Here is a 22,296-nt window from a genome sequence, read left to right as displayed (position 1 = left end):
TCTCCCTAAATAGTATTTATATATGTAATTAATCAATTCATTAAAATATCGAAAACCACGAAAGTATCTATTTTACCTGCGGTCATTTGAGTTTCATCAAGCGGATATATTTGTGCTTTATATCCAAATGTTTTATCACCCGATATAATGGTTGATGCACCTTTCTTTCCTGTCGCATCGACAGAAGCACCTGCGGTATCAATAGCGGCTCCTGAATTATTCAGCAATCTCACACCGACCTGCTGAGCACAGCTTTCGTCATCGCAATTAGCAATATATCCGTTCGGTGCACCCACAGGTCTTTCACCCCGAAATTGAAATTGCACTGAGGTTTGATCAGGGCAACTAAATATCAGCGTAAAGGGGACTTCCGCGCCCCGCCTGACCTTCCGGCTCTGAAAATCAGCCAGGGAATAGGTGCCTAAATCAACGTTTTGAGTGGTTGTTAAAATGGCACATGAGCGTGGCACCACATCAATAGGTGCCCCTAAATTAATAGTGACAATATCAACCGGCGTACCCGGACTGGTATCCGCAACTAAACTCACATGCCCGATAAGGCCAGCAGGGATCGTCCCGCTTTTGATGACACCAGTCTGAACAAACTCCAAAACGACTTTATCAGCAGGTTCAGTACATATGCCTATGCACTCAAAGGCATCGGGGAAATAGGCATTTCTGGAAGCCGGCCAACTTAACCGGATCCCAAGACCGACAATGTTCGTATTATAAACATTGTCCGATGCCTGCAACGTTGACTCAGGCCGGGTAAAAGCTGAGCGCCAGGTATTGCGGACTAACCCGCCGCAGGTATAGGTAATGGCAGAAGTATTCACTTCGGCCCTTCCTAATACGGTTCCCACTGTGCCTTTACTGGCGGGCCTGAGCGTCGGTATTATTACGGAAACATTAATGGCTTTACCCTGTGTGATGGTACAGTCATTAGCGGCAAATGCCACAGACACAGGCATCAGCCAGGATAATAAACCCAGCATAACGACTGATATTATCAACCTCATCATGCCCCTCCTTAAGTTATCAATAAATATGAGTTATCGTTATTCACACACTTTATTGAGTGTGGCGATACCAACTGTTTTTTCTGCAGATTCCTTTTCGTCTGGAATATATCTCATACGACAAGAATGAGCGTTTTTCTTTTCAGACCAGGAAACGGATAACCATTGTTCAGCATTATTTTCAGGCTGAGCCACCATCGCCCTTCCGCCCTGCCCAACAATCCCAAGGACGATTTCATCACTGTCTTTAATCATCGCTCCATAAGGGACAACAACACCTTTTTTATCTTTAATAAGTAAGAATTTATTGATGTTATTTTTTGTTTTAAAACTTAGTTTTACTGAGGCGCCGGCAGTAGGAACTAAACTTGCCTTAGTATCGTCAACTTCGACTTCCATATCCGCACCCTTAGTATCAAGATAAATATCGTTATATTGATAAGGATTGAGTGAGGAAATAATGGCATAGCCATTCTCTGAAACCTGAGAGATCATATCAGGGTAAACATGTGAGCCTGTTGCTCCTTTCGCTTCGACAATACCGAAGGTATCGCTCAATGCAGAACTGTAATTAACGCCTCCTTCATGCAATACGATCCCGCCACTGGCATTCATCGTGGTCATAAATGAAGTTTCGGTTTGGCTATACCCGATATTCCCCTGCATGGCACTGCCGCTGTAACCTAAATTTATCCCTGCATTTGTCTGGTGATCCTGTACATAGTTTATCCAGCCACCATACGACATCTGGTTATATTCCCCGGCAGTACCGTTCAGCGCGGTTCTGATGCTGGAGTCTTGGTCGCTGTAGCTGACAGACGCATTAAGTTTCGGCACCTTCGAGTGCAGCGTACCAAATGGCACTGACATACTGAGATATATCGCATCATCGGTATCGCCATCTTCATCAATAGTTTTGCTGAAGTTAATGTTATAACTCATTGCATGCCATGAATTGGAATAACCAAACTGATAGCTGCTGGCGTTATTTTTTTCTGTTTGTGAATCCCAGGCACGGCCATAGTATCCGGAGAGATAAACATTCCCCCAGCCATCGATAAGATTCTGGCTAATATTTATTTCAACCTTATCCCGGTAGTTAATAGGTAAATATTTACCATCATCGTCCTCTAATGCCTGAGCGGTCAGCAGAGCATCACTGAGAGAATAATAATCCTTACTTGAATAACGGTAACCCGCAAGGCTGAGGTTCGTTCCGGTGTCATTGAAAAATTTAGCCAGACTCAGTTTCAAACTCATATTGCAGAAACGATCACAGGAATCCTCATCTTCCACCTCGAACGAGGTGAAGGACCGGGTAATATCGGCCCCCAAAGCGCCTATGGGTGTATTGACAGCAGCACCGGCCATCAGCGCGGAATATTCGTTATCCTCTGTGGTCTGAAAACCTGTGTAAGCGGTGACCTGGTTAGTCAACCCATATTGGTAAGTTCCCTCCAGAACCAGGGGTTTATCGCGTAATGAGTCATTACGTATTTCACCGACAGTGGTTGAAAATCTCGACTGCCCCGGACGTAATAACATCGGTACGCTGGAGTAAGGCGTAATAAAGGTACGTACCTGACCTGTTGCCTCGGTGATTGTAACTTCCAGATCACCGCCATAGCCCGTAGCATAAAGATCCGTGATTTCGAATTCACCGGGTGGAACCGTCAGTTCCTTAAGGACATTACCATTTTGTCTGATGGTTATTTTTGCATTGGTATCCGCAACACCACGGATCACCGGCGCATAGCCGCGCAGTGAATCAGGCAGCATGCGTTCATCAGTGGCTAAACTGACACCACGCAGCGAAACGGTATTAAACAGTTCGCCGGTCGTGTTGATATCACCGGCTTTCATTTCGGCTTTAAGCGGTGCGATTGCACGCTGTGTATACGCTGAAATATGATCCCACTGGGTGGAAGTGCTGTCTTTAGTAACGCTGTCGAACGTATAGAAACGCCATGCTCCCAACTTTAATGATGAGAGGGCATTCCCGTAATAGTAATCATCGGAGGTATGATCCTGATTACGCACATTCGTTGCACTGAGAGAATAGTTTACCGCTAAAGAAGGTACACCATTATCCCAAAGCGCAGGGTTAACATACCCTTCAGGATTATTGAGTAAGCTTACCTGGGGTATAGAAAACTCTAATGTTTCTTCATCAGAGTCATACTTAAATGTTGCGGAAGGAATGAGCTTACTTAATAGTATACACTTATCCACATCCCATCCGGCATGAAGCTTAGAAGTATCAATATCGAACTGATAAATAAACTCTTTTGTTAAACAAGGTTGAATTTCGCTACCTACAGAGACATATTTAATTTTTTTTACGCCAATAGATTTGCCATTGACTTTAACATCTACGTGATAGTCGCCTGGTTTCGTTAATTCTTCATTATCAAACGCCGAGAGATCCATGCCTGCAAGATTGCCGACCATAAACCCATTGTTAAACCGTACGGCTTTTTTCTCTTTTACAGTACTCTTAGATTCAATATTGCTTCCAAGCGTCATTCCAGTAACAGGCACTGTTTCGCAAAATGCATTACTTACCATGAAACTGGAAAATCCCACTATAAAAGCGGAAAAATTTCTTGATGCTTGATTTAAGCGAATCACAAAAATATCCCTTTATTTATTGCAATAACGTTACGTCATTACAATTTCAATTCCTTATTGACAAACGCACCTAGGTCTGTGATGAAAGTATATTTAAGGACCGGTGCCGTAGAATTTTTAATATTTTTAAATTCAAACACTTTACTACTGAAAGGTTCGATAACATCACCCTGAAGAATAGTGTCTTCCTGACCCGCAATCTTTAGCGAGGCAAAAGAAATATAATATGGCGAGTTATTGCTTCCCGTAACTTTATAACCTGTTGCTGTTTTCTGTGTGGTCCAGGCAACATTCTCTGAAGCAGTCAAAAGTTCGCCTTTTAAGCCCGCCGGGCGGTAAAAGAATTTAAGGCGTGTTCTTACCGCAATATTCATCAGATTCTTATCAGCTGCATTCTCACTTTCAGGGGGTATATCGAGAATGTTTATCCAAAGCATCGTCTCGCGATCCTGAGGGTATTTACTGGCTGTTTCGTCTGTCGGAAAGATACGTAAGACCTTCCCTTTGCCTTTATTAACTCTGGCAATCGGCGGGTTGATGATAAAAGGTAGATTCTCTTTATCTTCAACACTTGATTCCCGGCGACTATCAATCCAGACCTGAATAAGCGCAGGAGCATCCCCGACATTATTAATACGGACTGATTGTTCTTTTTCTTTGGCGTTAAAAATAACCCGCGTTCCCATTACCTGAATAGAGGCAAAGGCTGGCGTCAGAAATGAGAAAAGCAGAGGCAACAGAATTGCCAATTTTAGCTTCATCTTTAATACTCCGATAAATTAACCAGGGTACAAGTACCCTGGCTTTTATTCTTAGTTATAAATAATGGAGTAAACAACGTCGGTATTCACTGTACCTGCGCCGGTGGCACCACCGGTAGCAATATATTGTGCCCAATAATCAAAACGGGCAGCATTATTTGCAATCACTTTACCGGTAGTCGGATCAGTCACAGGTACACGTAAATCGATGGCTTGTTTATTTTCGTCAGACAAGACAACCTGTACTTTCGTTGCCGAACCTGAAGCAGTAGAGTTCATCAGGTTACCGGTCGCACTGTCAATTTTGGTGCTTGCCGCGCGTTCCCAGGAAACGTTAGCAAATTTACCATTCGGACAGTCAGTACCGCTTAAGCTGATATAAAATGGCGTATCACCCGCTTTCTTACCGGCAACATCCAATGCTGTCGTGCTGACAGGTTTAAGGTTGACTGTAAAAGTACCGGACGGCGTCAGACCTTCATCAGTCCCACCATTGACAATACAGGTTGCACTACTAATGGTACCGGTAAAAGTAATGGTACCGTCTTCAGCACTGGCCGCCATGCTGCTGGCAAATAAGCAAACAGGCAATAATAAAAGTTTGGATTTCTTTAACATAAATAACTTTTCCTTGTTATTGAGACAAATATAATCAACCGCTCTAGAAGGTGCATATTGTACATAAATGAACGATAGTTGAAATATATACTAATTTTTAACAAATCACTTCCATATGCGATTAATTATATTTTATTATGTTTTTTTGATTTATTATTTACAACCCAAATGAATTTATGCCGCTATTGTATATTCACTTTCAAATTCAGCATGAAAAACACCGGGTTATACTTTTAGAACTCCACTTCGTGTTAAGCATTTCGTTTAATTGCCCTGTCTTTTTTTTAAATTAAGATATGGATAATTATAAATTAAAATAACTTAAGATCTAAATTGTAAAAAACACCTAGAATAATTTACATTTGGAGAAAAGATAAAATCTAATAGAATCAAAGGAGAGTAAGCATTTAGTAAAAACTATCCTAAGGTAAATGTTAATAAATCGCGTTTCAAAAAGTTCCCTCAATTTTGAACTTTTTTCCCCTTATTCCATCTTTCACATCACTGCAACCAGAACTTCACCCAACTGTCACTTAACTTCTCCAACATGATGCCAACACCGAACTGAGGATTGCATCATGTCTCCTTTATTTCGTTTCCGAAAAATTCTCCGGCGAATGCACATTACCGCAGCGCTCTCCTTTGCCTGTTTCTCCCGTGCGAGGTATTCATTGTGATGAACTTATCTAGACATCCGACCAGTCACACGACTGTCTATCAACAAATTGCCGCTGAGCTGGAACAGGAACTGCGTAACGGTTACCGCTGTGGCGATTATTTGCCACCGGAACAACAGCTTGCCGAACGTTTTCAGGTAAATCGTCATACGCTGCGCCGTGCGGTGGATGAGCTGGTGGATCGCGGCTGGCTGCAACGCCGCCAGGGAATTGGCACGCTGGTCCTGATGCGCCCTTATGATTATCCGCTGCATTCACAGGCACGGTTCAGTCAGAACCTGTTGGATCAAGGCAGTCACCCGACCAGCGAACGACTGCTGGCGGTGCTGCGTCCGGCGACCGACCACGTTGCGGCGGCACTGTCCCGTCAGGAAGGCGATACGGTGATCCATCTGCGTACGTTACGCCGCGTTAACGGCGTGCCGGTCTGCTTAATTGACCACTATTTACCGGACCTGGACTGGTGGCCTGCGCTGCAAAATTTCCACAGCGGCTCGCTGCATGATTTTATTCGCCAGGAAATTAAGCAAAAACTCACCCGCCGTACCACCCGCATTAATGCCCGCCGCGCACTGGCTAAAGAGAGCAAATTACTTGAAATCGTACCCCAGGCACCGCTGCTGTGTGTCCGCACCCTGAATATCTGTGAAAGCAACGCGTCCGTGGCGGAATACTCCGTCAGCCTGACACGTGCCGACATGATTGAACTGACAATGGAGCACTGAATGGATCACTTGCAAACCCGCCAGCGCTGGATGTCAGTGCTGGCTCACAGCCGGCCTGATGAGCTGCTCGCACACTGGCAACCGCTGAATTTATCGCCGCAATTTGAGCGACTCCGTGCAGCTGAAACCGGCCTGACTCAGCTTCAGGGCCGGATGGGGGGTACCGGTAAACGTTTCGTGATGGGCGACATGACCATTACCCGCGCGGTTATCCGCACCGATAACGGCATCTATGGCTACAGCTATGTTGCCGGTCGCAATAAAGCCCACGCCGAACTGTGCGCCATCATTGATGCATTACTGCAAATACAGGGCATGGACGAACTGCTGCATAAACGCGTGATAGCACCGCTGGCCGCACTGCAACAGGAACGCCGCCAGCAACGTGCCCGCGAAGTGGCTTCCAGCCGCGTCGATTTCTTTACTCTGGTTCGTGGAGAATAACTCATGTCACTTGTTGCCAGTTTTCAGCATCCGGTCGCCGATGCGCAGTACAGTTTTCGCCGTATTCTCAAAGGATTAAGCGAGCCAGGCATCAGCGTACAACTGCCTGCCATGCCCGGTTTCGGCGCACTGGGATCCGCCAGTGCCTGTGTGCTGCTGACGCTTATCGATCAGGACACACCGCTATGGCTGAGTGCATCGCTTAACGATGAAATCCTGCGTAAAAACCTGCGTTTTCATACCGGCGCCGTACTGACCAATGACCCATCCGCTGTCAGTTTTGCGCTGGCTGATCCTGCGCTGGACAGCGCAACCCTGCTGGCTTTCCCGTGCGGCGATGAAATGTCGCCGGAGCTGGCGACCAGCGTGATTGTTCAGCTCGAAAGCCTCACCGGTGGCACGCCGCTGCGCCTGCGCGGGCCGGGGATTGAAAACAGCCGGACTATTTCTCCACAGTTGCCTGATTGCGTGCGCGATTATCTGCTGAACCGTCCTCACCGTTTCCCGCTGGGTCTGGACTTTATGTTCACCTGCGGCGAAGAACTGATTGCCATACCGCGCACCACGCGCGTGGAGGTCTGCTGATGTATGTAGCCGTTAAAGGGGGTGAGAAGGCGATTGCCGCCGCCCATCAGTTGCTGGCGCACGAGCGCCGTGGCAACACGAATGTGAATGAAATCGGCTGTGATCAGATCGAACAACAATTAGGTCTGGCAGTCGATCGCGTCATGAGCGAGGGCGGGATTTATGACCGCGAACTGGCAGCACTGGCCATTAAACAGTCCGGCGGGGATCTGGTTGAAGCCATTTTCCTGCTACGCGCTTACCGCACGACATTACCCCGTCTGGCCACCAGCGAGCCGCTGAATACCCAATCGATGCGTATTGAACGGCGTATTTCCGCCATCTATAAAGACTTACCCGGCGGTCAGGTGCTTGGTCCCACTTACGATTACACCCACCGTCTGCTCGACTTTGCGCTGCTGGCCGAAGGCGAAGCGCCGTTCACGCCAGTGGCAGATGAACCGCAGCCGGAAAACTGCGGCCATGTGTTTGATTTACTCACGCAACAACAGCTGGCGATTCAGGAAGAAGATGACGGCAGCGAACCGGAAGATATCACCCGCACGCCGCCTGTCTATCCGGCATCCCGCGCCGCGCGCCTGCAGCAACTTGTCCGCGGCGATGAAGGATTTTTGCTGTCGCTGAGCTATTCCACGCAGCGCGGTTACGGGCGAACGCATCCTTTCGCGGGTGAAATCCGCACCGGCTGGCTGACGGTCGAAATCGTGCCGGAAGAGCTGGGCTTTGCGATTGATATCGGCGAAATCCTGCTGACCGAATGCGAGATGGTGAACGGTTTTGTCGCACCGGAAGACAAGCCCCCGCACTTTACCCGCGGTTACGGACTGGTGTTTGGTCGCGCTGAACGCAAGGCGATGTCGATGTCGCTGGTCGATCGCGCACTGCAAACCCGTGAATACAACGAACAGATCAGCAGTCCGGCGCAGGATGAAGAATTTGTGTTATCCCATGCCGATAACGTCGAAGCCGCCGGTTTTGTCTCGCACCTCAAGCTGCCGCATTACGTCGATTTCCAGGCCGAACTGGAGTTGTTAAAACGTCTGCGCGCCGCAAAACAACAGGACTCCGCCCATGAACAATAATGCCGCCCAAACGATCACCGGCTACAACCACGGTTATCTCGACGAGCAGACCAAACGTATGATCCGTCGTGGCATCCTGAAAGCGGTGGCGATCCCCGGTTATCAGGTGCCGTTCGCCGGTCGCGAAATGCCGATGCCTTACGGATGGGGCACCGGCGGGATCCAGCTGACTGCCAGCGTGATTGGCGAAAACGACGTGCTGAAGGTTATCGATCAGGGCGCTGACGACACCACCAATGCCGTGTCGATCCGTAAATTCTTCCAGCGCGTCGCAGGGGTGAAAACCACCGTAAAAACCGTGGAAGCCAGCCTGATCCAGACCCGGCACCGCATTCCGGAAACGCCGTTGCAGGAAGATCAGATCCTGATCTTTCAGGTGCCGATCCCGGAGCCGCTGCGTTTTATCGAACCGCGTGAAACCGAAACCCGCAAAATGCACGCGCTGGAAGAATATGGCGTGATGCAGGTGAAGCTGTATGAAGACATCGCACGCTTCGGCCATATCGCCACCACCTACGCCTATCCGGTGAAAGTGAATGATCGTTACGTGATGGATCCGTCGCCGATCCCGAAATTTGATAACCCGAAAATGAACATGATGCCTGCATTGCAGCTGTTCGGCGCCGGGCGTGAAAAACGCATTTACGCCCTGCCACCGTTCACCAAAGTAGAAAGTCTGGACTTTGACGATCATCCGTTTACCGCTCAGCGATGGGATGAGCCCTGCGCCCTCTGCGGCTCGCACCACAGTTATCTCGATGAAGTGGTGCTCGACGATCAGGGCAACCGCATGTTCGTGTGCTCCGACACCGATTTTTGCGCTCAGCAGGTTGAACAACAGGCTTCAAACGAGGGTAACCACTGATGAACACTCCCTTAAATCTTACCGCCGGGCCGCTGTTGTCGGTGAATAATCTGACTCATCTTTATGCGCCGGGCAAAGGCTTTTGCGATGTGTCGTTCAATCTGTATCCCGGCGAAGTGCTGGGCATTGTCGGCGAATCCGGTTCCGGCAAAACCACACTGTTGCAGTCGATTTCTGCCCGTCTTGCGCCGCAGCAAGGCAACGTGATTTACAACAACGGGCAGGTTCCTGCGCAATCGTTGTATGACATGCCCGAAAGTGACCGCCGCCGTCTGCTACGCACCGACTGGGGCGTGGTGCATCAACATCCGATGGACGGCCTGCGTCGCCAGGTTTCAGCCGGGGGAAATATCGGCGAGCGTCTGATGGCTGTCGGTGAGCGCCATTACGGCAATATCCGCAAGAAGGCCGGTCAGTGGCTGGAAGATGTCGAAATCCCGGTTTCACGTATTGATGACCTGCCGACCACGTTTTCCGGCGGAATGCAGCAACGTCTGCAAATCGCCCGCAATCTGGTGACGCATCCCCGTCTGGTGTTTATGGATGAACCAACCGGTGGCCTGGATGTGTCCGTTCAGGCACGTCTGCTGGATTTACTGCGCACGCTGGTGGTGGAAATGCAGCTGGCAGTAGTGATTGTCACCCACGATCTTGGCGTTGCCCGCCTGCTTGCGCACCGTTTGCTGGTGATGAAACAAGGTCAGGTGGTGGAAAGTGGTTTAACCGACCGCGTGCTCGACGATCCGCATCATCCCTATACACAGCTGCTTGTTTCTTCCGTGCTGTCCTGAATCTACTTCCAGAGAAAGAGTGACCAAAATGACGACGAAGCTCAGGGTCGAAAATCTCAGTAAAACTTTCGTGCTGCATAACCAGAACAGTGCCCGATTACCGGTGTTCAGTCACGCCAGTCTGACGGTCAATGCCGGGGAATGTGTGGTGCTGCATGGCCAGTCCGGTAGCGGAAAATCCACCCTTTTGCGCTCCTTATACGGCAACTATTTGCCGGACAGCGGCACCATCTGGGTGGAGCATCAGGGTCAGCAAATCGACATCGTCAGCGCCGAAGCGCGCGAGATTCTGGCGGTTCGCCGTCATACCGTCGGCTGGGTCAGCCAGTTTTTGCGGGTTATTCCGCGTATCAGCGCGCTGAATCTGGTGATGCAGCCGCTGCTCGAACTGGGTGTGGATAAAGCGCAGAGTGAATCACGCGCCAGCGCATTGCTGCACCATCTGAACGTACCGGAACGCCTGTGGCATCTTGCGCCTTCAACGTTTTCCGGTGGCGAACAACAGCGCGTGAATATCGCCCGTGGTTTTGTGGTCGATTATCCGGTGCTGTTGCTCGATGAACCTACCGCCTCACTGGATGCGGTTAACCGCGCCGCCGTGGTTACGCTGATTGAGCAGGCCAAAGCACGCGGTGCGGCGGTCGTCGGGATTTTCCATGACGAGGATGTGCGCCAACGTGTTGCCGATCGTTTGTATGAAATGAGCCCCGAAACCGCGCCGGAGATGTCCGTATGATCATCAATAACGTCAGACTGGTACTCGACGATCAGGTTGTTGAAGGATCGCTTGAGATGAAAAACGGCGTGATCAGCGCCTTCGCAGACAGCTGCAGTCAGTTGCCGCAGGCGCTGGATGCGCAGGGCGGCTGGTTGCTGCCGGGTTTAATCGAGCTGCACACCGACAATCTGGATAAATTTTTCACGCCGCGCCCGAAAGTTGACTGGCCGGCGCATTCGGCTATGAGCAGTCATGATGCCCTGATGGTCGCCAGCGGCATCACCACGGTGCTGGACGCCGTCGCCGTCGGTGATGTGCGCGACGGCGGACATCGTCTGGATAATCTGCAAAAGATGATCGACGCTATCATCAACAGTCAGAATGCCGGACTAAACCGCGCCGAACACCGGTTGCATCTGCGCTGCGAACTGCCGCATGAAACCACCTTGCCGTTGTTCGAAAAGCTGATGGATACGTCAATACTGTCACTGGTTTCGCTGATGGACCATTCACCGGGCCAGCGCCAGTTCGCCACGCCGCAGAAATACCGTGAGTATTATCAGGGCAAGTACCACCTTAACGACCAGCAGATGGACGACTATCAGGAAGAGCAAATCGCCCTCTCGCGCCGCTGGGCACAGCCAAACCGTGAAGCCATTGCCGCGCACTGCCGGGCACGCAATATTTCACTGGCCAGCCACGACGACGCGACGGCCGCGCATGTTGAAGAATCGCTGGCACTCGGCAGCGTGATTGCCGAATTCCCGACCACTGAAGAGGCCGCACGCGCCTCGCACGCCAACGGTTTGCAGGTGCTGATGGGTGCGCCAAATATTGTGCGCGGCGGGTCCCATTCCGGCAATGTCCCGGCGCATCATCTGGCCTCGCTCGGTCTGCTGGATATTCTCTCTTCTGATTACTATCCCGCCAGCCTGCTCGATGCTGTTTTCCGCATTGCCGGTGATGAAAATAACGCTTTCAGCCTGCCGCAGGCGGTGAAACTGGTAACACGTAATCCGGCCAATGCCCTGGGCCTGAAAGATCGCGGTGAAATAGCCGAAGGCAAGCGCGCGGATCTGGTGCTGGCACGCGCGCATGGCGATCATCATTACGTGCAAAACGTCTGGCGTCAGGGCATTCAGGTGTTCTGAGGGGATGAGAGTCTAAGGAGATGAAATGAGTCGTTTACTCTATCTGATGGGCGCTTCTGGCTCGGGAAAAGACAGTTTGCTGGATGCCCTGCGTCAACATTTACCGGACAATGTCACGGTGGCGCATCGTTATATTACGCGCCCCGCAGACGCCGGTTCGGAAAATCATATTGCATTGAGCGAAGCTGAATTTATGCAACGCCGTCAGCAGGGATTGTTCGCGCTGGAATGGGTCGCACACCAGTGCCGGTATGGCGTGGGCATTGAGATCGACCATTGGATGCAGTTGGGCTGTCATGTGGTGATGAACGGCTCGCGTGCTCATCTGGAACAAGCCCGTCAGCGTTACGGCCAGCGCCTGCTCCCGGTGTGTTTGCAGGTATCGGCTCCTGTGCTGGCCTCACGACTTTCGCAGCGCGGACGTGAGGATGTGGCGCAAATTGCCCGCCGTCTGCAACGTGCCAGAGAATATGCCAGCACGCTGCCCGCAGAGTGCCATCTGCTGAACAACGACGGTGCATTGCAGGAAACCTTACAGCGTCTGCTGGCGATCCTTTCTCTGCCGGTCAGTACGCCTGTTTATCCCGTAACTTCACAATGAAGGATCCTATGACAGACATCATTTCTCCCTTTTCGCTGGCTGATGAACAGGATTATGCCCGACCTAAAATTGGTCAGCAGGTCGAGCTGAACGGATCGCAGCTCGGACAATATGTACATATTGCCGATAATGCGATTATTGAAGAAACGCAGATCGGCGATTACTCCTATACCGCCGGAAATAATCAGATCTTCTACGCAACGATCGGCAAATTTGTATCGATCGCCACCTATGTACGGATCAATCCTGGTAACCATCCGACTTATCAGCGCGTGGCTCAGCACCATTTTACCTACCGCAGTTCGGCATACGGGCTGGGTGAGGACGATCAGGCATTTTTCGACTGGCGACGTGAACATCACGTCACCGTGGGTAATGATGTATGGATTGGTCATAACGCGGTACTGATGCCCGGCGTGAAAGTCGGTAATGGCGCGGTCATTGGTACGTCAGCCGTCGTGACCAAAGACGTCGAGCCATACTCCATCGTCGCAGGCGTGGCGGCTAAAAAGATCGGCATGCGGTTTGACGACAGTATGATCGAACGGATCGAGAAAAGTCAGTGGTGGAACTGGGATCATGAAACACTGAAAGAAAGGATGCCGGACTTCAGAGATCTGGCTGTGTTTGCGGAAAAATATCTGTAGAGAAGGTGGGGAGCGGGCTCAGGGTTTGACAGGCAGAAAATTCGCATTTTTTACCTGTCAGCTTATCACAGGGATCCGCTGAAGCGGATCCCTGTGCATTAAAGTTCTTCAACGCTGGCAGCAATCTGATCGGAATCCAGCACGGTGATTCCCCCCAACCCGGCGTTAAACGCCTGTTCCAGCAAAGCTTTTGCCACGATGTCAGACTCCACGGCTTTCCATTTCCCTGGCAGCATTTTGAATAATGGCGCGCTCAGTTGCTCGAGCAGGCGCGGCGGATGACGCCGGCCTACCAGCAGCGACGGTCTGACCAGCGTGAGCAGTGGCCAGCCCTGTTGCATCAGCGCCAGTTCCATTTCACCTTTGGTGCGGTTGTAGAGGAAACACGAATGCGCATCCGCGCCGTGTGCGCTGACAGCCAGACAATGGCGGGCACCCAGTTCCCGTGCCGCTTTGGCGCAATCGACCACCAGATCGTAATCCACGGCCCGAAATGCCTGTGCACTTCCCGCCTGTTTACGTGTGGTACCCAGACAGCAGAACAGCAAATCAATCGGTTCATCAAGTGCAACAACCAGTGAGGTCAGATTCGTGCCCAGCGGATTGATCAGTTTATTGCCCGGTGGCAATGGACGGCGACTCGGCGCAACAATACGGCTGACACGCGGATCCAACTGCAGCAGGCGTAAAAGCTCCCTCCCGATCAGACCACTCCCACCCAGCAGAAGAACTTTTGCCATATCACTTCCTTTTAAATCACGGCATACAGACACAGAGGATCGAAGTGTTACCTGAATGTGAATATCACGCTATAAGACAGTTCCTGTTACCTGACCAGACTCGGAGGAATCCAGTTTGATCAGTCCGTCCCTGGCTTCTAGGATTATGGGGGTAAGTCAAAAAACACATTCTCAGCAGGAGGAACCATGAGCAAGAAGATAGCGGTACTCATCACTGATGAATTTGAGGATTCTGAATTCACTTCACCCGCCGGGGCTTATCGCGAGGCTGGACATCAGATCATCACCATTGAGAACAAAGCGGGTAACGTCATTAAAGGCAAGCAGGGGAAAGCTTCCGTTACCATTGATAAATCAATTGATGATGTGAACGTCGCTGAGTTTGACGCCCTGCTGCTGCCCGGCGGACATTCGCCGGATACCCTGCGCGGAGATGACCGGTTTGTCGAATTTACCCGGGAGTTCGCCAATAGCGGCAAACCGATTTTCGCCATCTGTCACGGGCCGCAATTGCTGATTAATGCCGATGTCGTTCGGGGACGCAAACTCACCACGGTGAAACCGGTGGTCGTGGACGTGAAAAATGCGGGTGCCGAGTTTTATGACAAAGAAGTGGTGGTCGACAACAACACGCTGGTCACCAGCCGGACGCCGGATGATCTGCCCGCTTTTAACCGTGAATCACTGAAGATTCTGGCAGAATAAACCCGCCGCCCCTCTGCACAGAGGGGCAAATCACCTTGTCTCTTCTCTGTCCCATACAAGTTTCTTACCAAATCCCAACGCATTATCTGTCATTTTAATGTGGCTGAGCCTCAGTGCCCAGACCGGCGCTTTCATCGCGATGGCGACAGGGAAACGTTTACAATACTGACTGCGCGCACGGCTTTCTTCTTCACCATCGAGAACGGTAGCTTCCCCACGATACTGAATGCCTTTAATCAGCGCGATGGATTTCGGAGGTGGCGCAATCGTTCCCACAATGTGTGGCGATCGGGACATCAGCGAGCCATGAAGAGTCTTGAGTTCTGTCATGAAATAGAGCGTCATGCTGCCCTCATCGGTAACATAAAAGCAATTAGCGCTCCACATTTCGCCGTCAGCAGTAGCGCACAGCGCCAATACATGGTTCTTTTTCAAAAATTTCAGGATATGTTGCAGATCATCAGGGTTATTCATCGCCAATCCTCATCTTCATTTTTCACAGTTTAACGCTGTATGACGATGTTTTGCCTCACTCTGTTGTGCCTTTCGGGTAAACTGACACGACCTTTTCCTTTCCCATACCTAAGCTTATGCCCGTCACCGCCAACTGGTTTTTATATATGCTGAGAACGCCTACCGGGATGCTCTATACCGGCATCACGACAGACGTGACGCGGCGTCTCGCCCAGCATCAGTGTGGTAAAGGAGCGAAATCATTGCGTGGGAAAGGAGAATTAGCGTTGGCATTTCAGTGCCGGGCAGGTGACCGCTCGCGGGCATCAAAGCTGGAAATAAAAGTCAAAAAACTGAGTAAGGCACAGAAAGAGCTGCTGGTGACAAACGCGCCGGAATGCCTGGAAAATTATCTGGGATTCGCGGAAAGCGGAAAATAAAAAAGGCCGGGAAACCGGCCTCTGTGCCCTCTGACTGTCATCAGAAGCGATTAAACGCTGACGGGAAGACCACTTCACCGCTGGCGTCGGACAGCGCATCGTCTGCCAAAGTAAACAGCTGGAACATGATTTCAGTATCTGTCCAGCGGCAATGCAGGCCGTGAGCAGCCGCAGGTTGAAAACCGAAACGCTTGTAATACGCAGGGTCACCTAATACCACGACGGCGGCATAACCAAATTCATTCAGGGAATCTAACCCTTCGTACACCAGTTTTTCGCCCAGTCCCTGACCACGCAGAGAGTGCTCTACCGCCAGCGGTGCCAGCGCCACCCAGTTACGGTCTTCGCCCTGAATATCCACCGGACAGAATGCCACATACCCCACGACACCCCCTTCATCGTCGGTCGCGACCACGCCCAGCGTCAGGAGACCATCTTCACGCAACTCCTGCACCAGATCAGCTTCTGCGCCAGTCGGAAATGAGGCGCGCAGCAGACGGTCTATGCCCGCAGCATCGACCGGAATTTCAGTACGGATTAACATGGCTCAGCTACCGGAGTTTTTGACCCGCGGTCCTCTTGCAGTCCCGCTTCGACAAAACCGGCCAAACGCAGCAGACCGTTTTTCAGCAACAGCGGCATGGTATCAAGATCGATAGAATCCATCAGATTTTTCACATACAGACCGAGCTCCGTATCGCCTTCAATGCGCAGACGGCGCTGGAAGAACAGCGTATCAGGATCTTCTTTACGGGCGGCAATCAGGATCAGGTCGTTAGCGTTTGCGCTGAAGCTGACATCCGCCTCGCCGTGTTCAGCGATCATCAGCTTACCTTCGCCCACCGACATCAGCCAGCTCAGGTTCAGATCGCTGACATCAATTTTCAGCCATCGGTTTTCGAGGAAATCCAGTTCGCCATCAGCCAGTGCCTGACGAAGCTGCCAGCTCAGCACCTGTTGCAGAACCTGACGTTGTAATGCAAATGGCGTGAATTTCAAAGGCACACTCAACAGGGTTGGTCCCTGACGAACCAAACCTGCACGTAGTTTTTGCAACACTGGCACTACTCCTCTCGGTAACTTTTCGACAAGTTTTAAGGCGGTTATGCGGCCTATTTTGACACATTGCCGGTAACGTTCAGCGGTCTATATCAATAAATACTGCAACAGAAAAACGCCACGTACAACCTCCCCGGGGGCGGTAAGCCCTTCAAAGCCGCAGAAACTGCCTCAAATCAAAATATTGCATCCCTGCATTCTCTAAAATAGTTCGCCAATCAAAGCCCTGACTGATGAATGAATGACGTCGGCAACTGGCTTTTCATCACCCCCAACTGTTCAGCTCTGGCTGACCGGTTGCAGTAAGGAACGAGAATGGAGCTACTTTGCCCGGCAGGAAATTTACCTGCGCTGAAAGCGGCGATCGACAATGGCGCGGATGCGGTTTATATCGGTCTGAAAGATGACACGAATGCGCGCCATTTCGCCGGCCTGAATTTTACGGAAAAAAAACTGCAGGAAGCCGCCAGTTACGTTCACCGCCACCGTCGTAAACTGCATATTGCTATCAATACATTTGCCCATCCTGACGGTTATCAGCGCTGGGAACGCGCGGTAGATATGGCGGCACAACTCGGCGCAGATGCGCTGATCCTGGCTGATCTGGCGATGCTGGATTACGCGGCGAATAAATATCCTCATGTTGAACGCCATGTATCGGTGCAGGCTTCCGCCACCAACGACGAAGCCATTCGTTTCTATAAACGCAACTTTGATGTTGCCCGCGTGGTATTGCCGCGTGTGCTTTCCATGCATCAGGTGCGTCAGCTTTCCCGTACTACCGTTGTGCCGCTGGAAGTATTCGCATTCGGCAGCCTGTGCATTATGGCCGAAGGCCGCTGCTATCTTTCGTCCTATCTGACCGGCGAATCGCCCAATACTGTGGGTGCCTGTTCTCCGGCACGGTTCGTACGCTGGCAACAGACCACGCAGGGCATGGAATCACGTCTGAATGATGTGCTGATCGACCGTTATGACGAAGGCGAAAACGCCGGTTATCCGACTCTGTGTAAAGGCCGTTATCTGGTGGATGGCACGAAATACCATGCGCTGGAAGAACCGACCAGTTTAAACACGTTGGAATTATTACCGGAACTGTTCGCCGCCAATATTGCGTCAGTGAAAATTGAGGGGCGTCAGCGCAGCCCGGCGTATGTCAGCCAGGTCGCACGCGTATGGCGTGCGGCCATCGACCGCTGCATGGCTGATCCGCAAAACTTTAAAACCGAGGAAGCCTGGATGAACACGCTGGGCTCCATGTCTGAGGGCACACAAACGACGCTGGGTGCCTATCACCGCAAGTGGCAGTAACTGAAGAGACGATGATGAAATATTCTTTAGGCCCCCTCCTTTATTACTGGCCGAAAGCACAGGTGGAAGACTTTTATCAGGCTGCGGCGACCAGCAGCGCGGATGTGATTTACCTCGGCGAAAATGTGTGTGCCAAACGCCGGGAAATGAAAGTGAACGACTGGCTGGAGATCGCGCGTCAGCTGGCTGCAACGGGTAAACAGGTGGTGATTTCCACGCTGGCGTTGTTGCAGGCACCATCAGAGCTCAATGAACTGAAACGCTATGTGGAGAACGGTGAATTTTTGCTCGAAGCCAATGATTTCGGCGCGGTGAATATGGCGGCGGAACGCAATCTGCCGTTTGTCGCCGGCCATGCGCTGAATTGCTACAACGCGGTCACGCTGAAATTGCTGCATAAACAGGGCATGGTGCGCTGGTGTATGCCCGTCGAGCTTTCCCGTGACTGGCTGGTGAATCTGCTCAACCAATGCCAGGCTTTGGGCATTCGCGATAAATTTGACGTAGAAGTGCTGTCCTACGGGCATCTGCCACTGGCGTATTCGGCGCGCTGTTTTACTGCACGTTCAGAAAACCGGGCGAAGGATGAATGTGAAACCTGCTGCATCAGTTATCCGCAGGGCCGTAAAATGCTGTCTCAGGAAAATCAGCAGGTGTTCGTGCTCAACGGCATTCAGACGCAAAGCGGCTATTGCTATAACCTGGGTAACGAACTTATGTCAATGCAGGGGCTGGTAGACATTGTGCGTCTGTCGCCGGAAACCATGGACACACTCGCCACGCTTGAAGCGTTTCGCACCAACGAACGCGGACTGTATCCGCTGACACTTACCGATAAAGCCGACTGTAATGGCTACTGGCAGCGTGTCGCCGGGCTGGAACTGCGCCAGTAACCAAAGACAAACAACACTAAGAAGGGATATGACCACTGCGCCATATCCCTTTTTTATGAGTGCGGAGGCTTTGGCCGGAACATCGCGCGCAGCCGGACGCCATCACGCAACATGCCCACGGCAATGCCAATGAAAGTGTAAAACACGCACAGGATCAGCAGCATCATAATGTCGCCACCCACGTCTTTAAACGGCAATCCCATCTGATTCACACCGGCAATGGCTTTGGTCGCCCACGTTGAAGGGAGCATGGAAGAAATCGCCCGAACCCATGCGGGCATCGCCTGCAACGGCCAGATGGTACCTGATATATAGAAGACCGGCGTAGTCAGAAACGCCAGCGTCAGGTAAATCAGCTCCACGCTGCGCAGACATTCCGTCACCAGTTTCCCTAAACCTAATACCGCCATCAGGAACGGAAACGTCAGCAGCAAAATCTCAGGAATGGTTGCCGTTTGCCGGTAACCCAATACCCAGGGCCACAATACGAACAATACAATAGACAGAAAAAGCCAGACCGGAATCAACGCCGAAATTCCCCCCAGAAACGCCGGGATCGATGATTTCCCGGAAGGCCCGCTGTTGAGCACAATACTGACGCGCACACTGGCTATCAGTAATGAGTGCTGCAAAAGCATCACCAGTAAACCTGGAAAAATAATGGCGGCAAAACTGATGCCGGGGTTAAACAGATCAGATGACTGGCCCAGGATCGGCGAAAGCACCACGCTGGCCTGACGCTCACTGAAACCGTTGCTGAGCAGCAAATCTGTGTTGTACTGCGTCAGGATTGACTGATACGCCGACAGCACATCCTGTTGAATCTGCCCGTTTGCCAGCCGGTTGGTGGCATCACCATACACCGGGATCACAATATTTTGTCCGGCGAGGATCTTCTTCTCCAGATCGACCGGCATGATGATCACTGCGAACAGTTTTCGCAGCGCCAGATCGTGTTCCGCGTCAGCCAGATTGTCATACGCGACGGTGGCAATTTTCGACCCCGCATCAAGCTGGCGGGACAGCATGCGGCTGGCCGTACTGTGATCCTGGTCGATCACCGCGACGGGCAAGTCCCACACTGTTCTGTTGGCATAAACCAGACTCATCACACACAGTGAAAGCAGTAACATCATCCACATCGGTTTATCGAGCAAACCGGTCAGCACTTTACTGAAGGTTTTCCACCAGGTTTTCCCCCATTCGCGACCCGTCATTGCCCTGGTTCCTGTTGTTTCATTCGCATATACAGGCGTTTACGCACCAGCAAACTGGTCAGCAGCGGATAGATCAGCAGAATGCAACACACCATCAGAATGCCGCGCACTGACACTTCCCGCAGGAAAACATCAAACATGGCGGCCAGCGCATAACTCAGCGGCTCAATACCGGAAATGATACGGGCTGGCAACGGCATTGACAGCACCGGCACCGCCATGCCCGAGAAAGTCAGCGCAATACTGACGAAAATCCCCATCATGGTGTAAGCCGTGATGGTGGTTTTAGTGAAAGTGAAAAGGAGTAATCCGAGGCTTTGTGCGGCGATCACATAGAAAAAACCGATCAGCAGCATATACAAAGGATTACCACTGACACGGGCGTCAAAAAACCCGACCAGCATGGCGATTTCCACCATCAGCAACGTGGTAAAACACAATGTGTATGGCGCGAGTTTGCCAAGCAATGCCAGTGTGAACGAAGGTGCGCCGAGTAATGCCTGGCTGCGCGCCATCACGTAAATCATGCAGGTGACAGTAAACAGTTGCAGCAGATGGATGGTCGCGGCAAATTGCTGATAATAAATGTAGCTGCCACTGGCGTTAAACAGGCTGCCGTACGAGAGATCTACACTTGCCAGCGAAGGCAGCGTTTTCCCCATTTCTGTCGCAATGATTGAACGGTAGCGGGTATTAAGTTCGGTGATCAGTCCGCTGAAATCTTGCGTGGAATATAATCCGGCACCGTAGAATAATGCGTTGTAATAGAGGACGGCGCCGGGCTGTTTTCCGGCCAGCACATCGGCTTCAAAATCGTTGGGAATATACAAAAGCGCATAATCCTGCGCGGTACGCAGACGGTATTCAGCTTCCGGCAAACCGCCTTCAAAAGCCTGCACGTGCGCGTGAGAACCGGCGTCCAGTTTGCGGACCAGCATTTTGGATAGCGGACTATGATCATTGTCGACCACAGATACCGGTAAATCCAGCAATGTACCTTCCGAGAAGTTACTGCTGATAAGCCCGAAAAGCAGCAGAGGAAAAATCCAGCACAACCAGTGGATCACCGGCTTGCGGAAAGCATGCCGGACCTCGCGGGTAAAAGCCCGACTGAAACAGCGCCATGCGGCTTTTACCCTTTCACTGCGCGGCGCTTTGACCGGCCTCATTGAGCTTGCCATTGCCACAATGCGCTCATGCCCTGACGTAATCCGGGCACAGGTTTCGCGGGATACAGACGCACTTCAAAAGTTTTTAAATCAAAGTCGCCGGTCGCTCGCGTGGCGCGTTTGGTCGCATAATCGCCAAGCGGAGCAAGGTAACGCACTTCCGCTTCGATCATCTGGTTATTCAGCGCGGGAACGCGTATCCGGACTTTATCGCCTTTACGCACGCCCGCCAGGATATCCTCCCGCAGGTTAAACACGAAATACGCATCAGGCAGACGAACCAACGTCAGTAACGGGCTCGAGGCGTTTTGCAACTCGCCGACCTCCACAGGAATCGGTCCGACCTCACCATCAACCGGGGCTTTGACTAATAAATCATCGGTTTGCGCTTTTACTTCCAGAAGGTCTTCTTCCGCCTGGCGCAACTGAGCGGCATAGCTTTCACGTTGCTCGACGCGGTCACCGTTGACGCCTTCATCCAGGTTGGCTTTGGCCACCAGCACCTGCTGATAAGCACTGTCGCGGGCGCGGCGGGAATCTTCCAAATCAGCCGCAGAAATGAAACCTTTGGATGCCATTTTGGCATTACGGTTATAAAGGTCCCGTGCATTAATGTATTCCGCCTGCGACTGCGCCAGCGTGGCTTTCAGATTGCGAATACTTTCTTCACGCGTGCCGTTAACGGAAAGATCAAGCTGCGCTTTTGCCTGATCGCGTGCCGCTTCAGCCGCACGTAACTGCGCCATTAATTCGGGGCTGTCGAGGGTAATCAATAGCTGTCCGGCTTTGACATCGTCACCGCGTTCTACATGACGTTCTGTCACCCGGCCTTTGGCTTTCGAGGCCACAATGACTTCCGGTGCATCCACTTCACCCTGCAATAACAGATCCTGATTGTGCGCCCGGAACAGCACAGCCAGAGAAACCGCTACTGCAATCAGCAGCAGGGTCAATAAAATTCGTTTACTCATCGGTACGACATCCTTTTTGTTTG

General features: G+C 51.4%; 25 protein-coding genes. 14 read left to right on the top strand and 11 right to left on the bottom strand.

What is annotated here, in order from left to right; all coding sequences use genetic code 11:
• Positions 1-32: 32 nt before the first annotated feature.
• From J1781_RS07135 to J1781_RS07120, 4 genes are read right to left on the bottom strand one after another with little or no spacing between them, the layout of a single operon-like run.
• Complete coding sequence (locus J1781_RS07135) at positions 33-1,022, bottom strand: fimbrial protein (protein WP_217233382.1); 990 nt, start codon at positions 1,020-1,022, stop codon at positions 33-35.
• A gap of 36 nt (positions 1,023-1,058) precedes the next feature.
• On the bottom strand, positions 1,059-3,650 hold the full coding sequence (locus tag J1781_RS07130; protein WP_217233381.1) for a fimbria/pilus outer membrane usher protein: 2,592 nt from the start codon (positions 3,648-3,650) through the stop codon (positions 1,059-1,061).
• Between the two features lie 38 nt (positions 3,651-3,688).
• Complete coding sequence (locus tag J1781_RS07125) at positions 3,689-4,411, bottom strand: fimbrial biogenesis chaperone (RefSeq protein WP_217138266.1); 723 nt, start codon at positions 4,409-4,411, stop codon at positions 3,689-3,691.
• Between the two features lie 51 nt (positions 4,412-4,462).
• Complete coding sequence (locus J1781_RS07120) at positions 4,463-5,029, bottom strand: fimbrial protein (RefSeq protein WP_217218591.1); 567 nt, start codon at positions 5,027-5,029, stop codon at positions 4,463-4,465.
• Positions 5,030-5,705: 676 nt separating this feature from the next.
• On the opposite strand from J1781_RS07120, the gene phnF reads away from it, so the two are divergent.
• Genes phnF through J1781_RS07070 form a run of 10 tightly spaced genes read left to right on the top strand, consistent with a single transcriptional unit; the run spans position 5,706 to position 13,315 of the window.
• Entirely contained in the window at positions 5,706-6,431 is a 726-nt protein-coding gene (phnF, locus tag J1781_RS07115; protein ID WP_217233380.1) for a phosphonate metabolism transcriptional regulator PhnF, read from the top strand.
• Positions 6,432-6,875 carry a phosphonate C-P lyase system protein PhnG gene (gene phnG / locus J1781_RS07110; protein ID WP_129954385.1) on the top strand — a complete coding sequence of 148 codons (444 nt, stop codon included), beginning with the start codon at positions 6,432-6,434 and terminating at the stop codon, positions 6,873-6,875.
• Between the two features lie 3 nt (positions 6,876-6,878).
• Positions 6,879-7,460 carry a phosphonate C-P lyase system protein PhnH gene (gene phnH, locus J1781_RS07105; RefSeq protein ID WP_217219013.1) on the top strand — a complete coding sequence of 194 codons (582 nt, stop codon included), beginning with the start codon at positions 6,879-6,881 and terminating at the stop codon, positions 7,458-7,460.
• Positions 7,460-8,542 (top strand): carbon-phosphorus lyase complex subunit, encoded by a 1,083-nt coding sequence (locus tag J1781_RS07100; protein ID WP_129991631.1) that lies wholly within the window; start codon positions 7,460-7,462, stop codon positions 8,540-8,542. The genes phnH and J1781_RS07100 overlap by 1 nt, the downstream gene beginning before the upstream one ends.
• Positions 8,532-9,407: an alpha-D-ribose 1-methylphosphonate 5-phosphate C-P-lyase PhnJ gene (locus J1781_RS07095; RefSeq protein ID WP_217219011.1), complete on the top strand. Its 876-nt coding sequence runs from the start codon at positions 8,532-8,534 to the stop codon at positions 9,405-9,407. The genes J1781_RS07100 and J1781_RS07095 overlap by 11 nt, the downstream gene beginning before the upstream one ends.
• On the top strand, positions 9,407-10,198 hold the full coding sequence (gene phnK / locus J1781_RS07090) for a phosphonate C-P lyase system protein PhnK (protein WP_129954377.1): 792 nt from the start codon (positions 9,407-9,409) through the stop codon (positions 10,196-10,198). Before J1781_RS07095 ends, phnK begins: the two co-directional genes overlap by 1 nt.
• A gap of 28 nt (positions 10,199-10,226) precedes the next feature.
• A complete protein-coding gene (gene phnL / locus J1781_RS07085; protein ID WP_217138269.1) occupies positions 10,227-10,934 on the top strand; it encodes a phosphonate C-P lyase system protein PhnL in 708 nt (235 codons plus the stop codon).
• Positions 10,931-12,067 (top strand): alpha-D-ribose 1-methylphosphonate 5-triphosphate diphosphatase, encoded by a 1,137-nt coding sequence (gene phnM / locus J1781_RS07080; RefSeq protein WP_129954373.1) that lies wholly within the window; start codon positions 10,931-10,933, stop codon positions 12,065-12,067. The genes phnL and phnM overlap by 4 nt, the downstream gene beginning before the upstream one ends.
• 25 nt (positions 12,068-12,092) lie before the next feature.
• Positions 12,093-12,668, top strand: coding sequence for a ribose 1,5-bisphosphokinase (gene phnN, locus J1781_RS07075; protein ID WP_217233379.1), 576 nt, complete (start codon positions 12,093-12,095; stop codon positions 12,666-12,668).
• Between the two features lie 8 nt (positions 12,669-12,676).
• Positions 12,677-13,315, top strand: coding sequence for an LbetaH domain-containing protein (locus J1781_RS07070; protein WP_129954369.1), 639 nt, complete (start codon positions 12,677-12,679; stop codon positions 13,313-13,315).
• A gap of 98 nt (positions 13,316-13,413) precedes the next feature.
• Here the strand turns inward: J1781_RS07070 and J1781_RS07065 are convergent, their stop codons facing one another.
• A complete protein-coding gene (locus J1781_RS07065; protein ID WP_217138271.1) occupies positions 13,414-14,055 on the bottom strand; it encodes a Rossmann-fold NAD(P)-binding domain-containing protein in 642 nt (213 codons plus the stop codon).
• A gap of 186 nt (positions 14,056-14,241) precedes the next feature.
• Here J1781_RS07065 and J1781_RS07060 point away from each other — a divergent pair, with 186 nt between their 5' ends.
• Positions 14,242-14,760 (top strand): type 1 glutamine amidotransferase domain-containing protein, encoded by a 519-nt coding sequence (locus J1781_RS07060; protein WP_217233378.1) that lies wholly within the window; start codon positions 14,242-14,244, stop codon positions 14,758-14,760.
• A gap of 30 nt (positions 14,761-14,790) precedes the next feature.
• On the opposite strand, the gene J1781_RS07055 is transcribed toward J1781_RS07060, so the two are convergent.
• Positions 14,791-15,234: a YhbP family protein gene (locus J1781_RS07055; RefSeq protein WP_217138272.1), complete on the bottom strand. Its 444-nt coding sequence runs from the start codon at positions 15,232-15,234 to the stop codon at positions 14,791-14,793.
• Between the two features lie 116 nt (positions 15,235-15,350).
• Here J1781_RS07055 and J1781_RS07050 point away from each other — a divergent pair, with 116 nt between their 5' ends.
• Entirely contained in the window at positions 15,351-15,653 is a 303-nt protein-coding gene (locus J1781_RS07050) for a GIY-YIG nuclease family protein (protein WP_217233377.1), read from the top strand.
• A gap of 40 nt (positions 15,654-15,693) precedes the next feature.
• Here J1781_RS07050 and J1781_RS07045 read toward each other — a convergent pair whose 3' ends face one another.
• Positions 15,694-16,197 (bottom strand): GNAT family N-acetyltransferase, encoded by a 504-nt coding sequence (locus J1781_RS07045; RefSeq protein WP_217233376.1) that lies wholly within the window; start codon positions 16,195-16,197, stop codon positions 15,694-15,696.
• Positions 16,191-16,712 carry a ubiquinone anaerobic biosynthesis accessory factor UbiT gene (gene ubiT, locus J1781_RS07040; RefSeq protein WP_217233375.1) on the bottom strand — a complete coding sequence of 174 codons (522 nt, stop codon included), beginning with the start codon at positions 16,710-16,712 and terminating at the stop codon, positions 16,191-16,193. The genes J1781_RS07045 and ubiT overlap by 7 nt, the downstream gene beginning before the upstream one ends.
• A gap of 315 nt (positions 16,713-17,027) precedes the next feature.
• Here ubiT and ubiU point away from each other — a divergent pair, with 315 nt between their 5' ends.
• Together ubiU and J1781_RS07030 are read left to right on the top strand one after the other, a co-directional pair.
• On the top strand, positions 17,028-18,023 hold the full coding sequence (ubiU, locus tag J1781_RS07035) for a ubiquinone anaerobic biosynthesis protein UbiU (protein WP_129991634.1): 996 nt from the start codon (positions 17,028-17,030) through the stop codon (positions 18,021-18,023).
• Positions 18,024-18,037: 14 nt separating this feature from the next.
• A complete protein-coding gene (locus J1781_RS07030; RefSeq protein WP_129954625.1) occupies positions 18,038-18,916 on the top strand; it encodes a U32 family peptidase in 879 nt (292 codons plus the stop codon).
• A 53-nt stretch (positions 18,917-18,969) separates the two neighbouring features.
• On the opposite strand, the gene J1781_RS07025 is transcribed toward J1781_RS07030, so the two are convergent.
• The 3 genes from J1781_RS07025 to J1781_RS07015 are packed head-to-tail and all read right to left on the bottom strand — an operon-like array spanning position 18,970 to position 22,273.
• Complete coding sequence (locus tag J1781_RS07025; RefSeq protein ID WP_129954353.1) at positions 18,970-20,133, bottom strand: ABC transporter permease; 1,164 nt, start codon at positions 20,131-20,133, stop codon at positions 18,970-18,972.
• Positions 20,130-21,302: an ABC transporter permease gene (locus J1781_RS07020; RefSeq protein ID WP_129954624.1), complete on the bottom strand. Its 1,173-nt coding sequence runs from the start codon at positions 21,300-21,302 to the stop codon at positions 20,130-20,132. The genes J1781_RS07025 and J1781_RS07020 overlap by 4 nt, the downstream gene beginning before the upstream one ends.
• Positions 21,299-22,273 (bottom strand): HlyD family secretion protein, encoded by a 975-nt coding sequence (locus J1781_RS07015; RefSeq protein ID WP_129954351.1) that lies wholly within the window; start codon positions 22,271-22,273, stop codon positions 21,299-21,301. The genes J1781_RS07020 and J1781_RS07015 overlap by 4 nt, the downstream gene beginning before the upstream one ends.
• Positions 22,274-22,296: the final 23 nt, after the last annotated feature.

Source organism: Rahnella perminowiae (genome assembly GCF_019049695.1).
Lineage (GTDB): Bacteria > Pseudomonadota > Gammaproteobacteria > Enterobacterales > Enterobacteriaceae > Rahnella > Rahnella perminowiae.
Note: the sequence above shows the minus strand (reverse complement) of the source record. Positions and strands in the feature narration are given on the sequence as shown.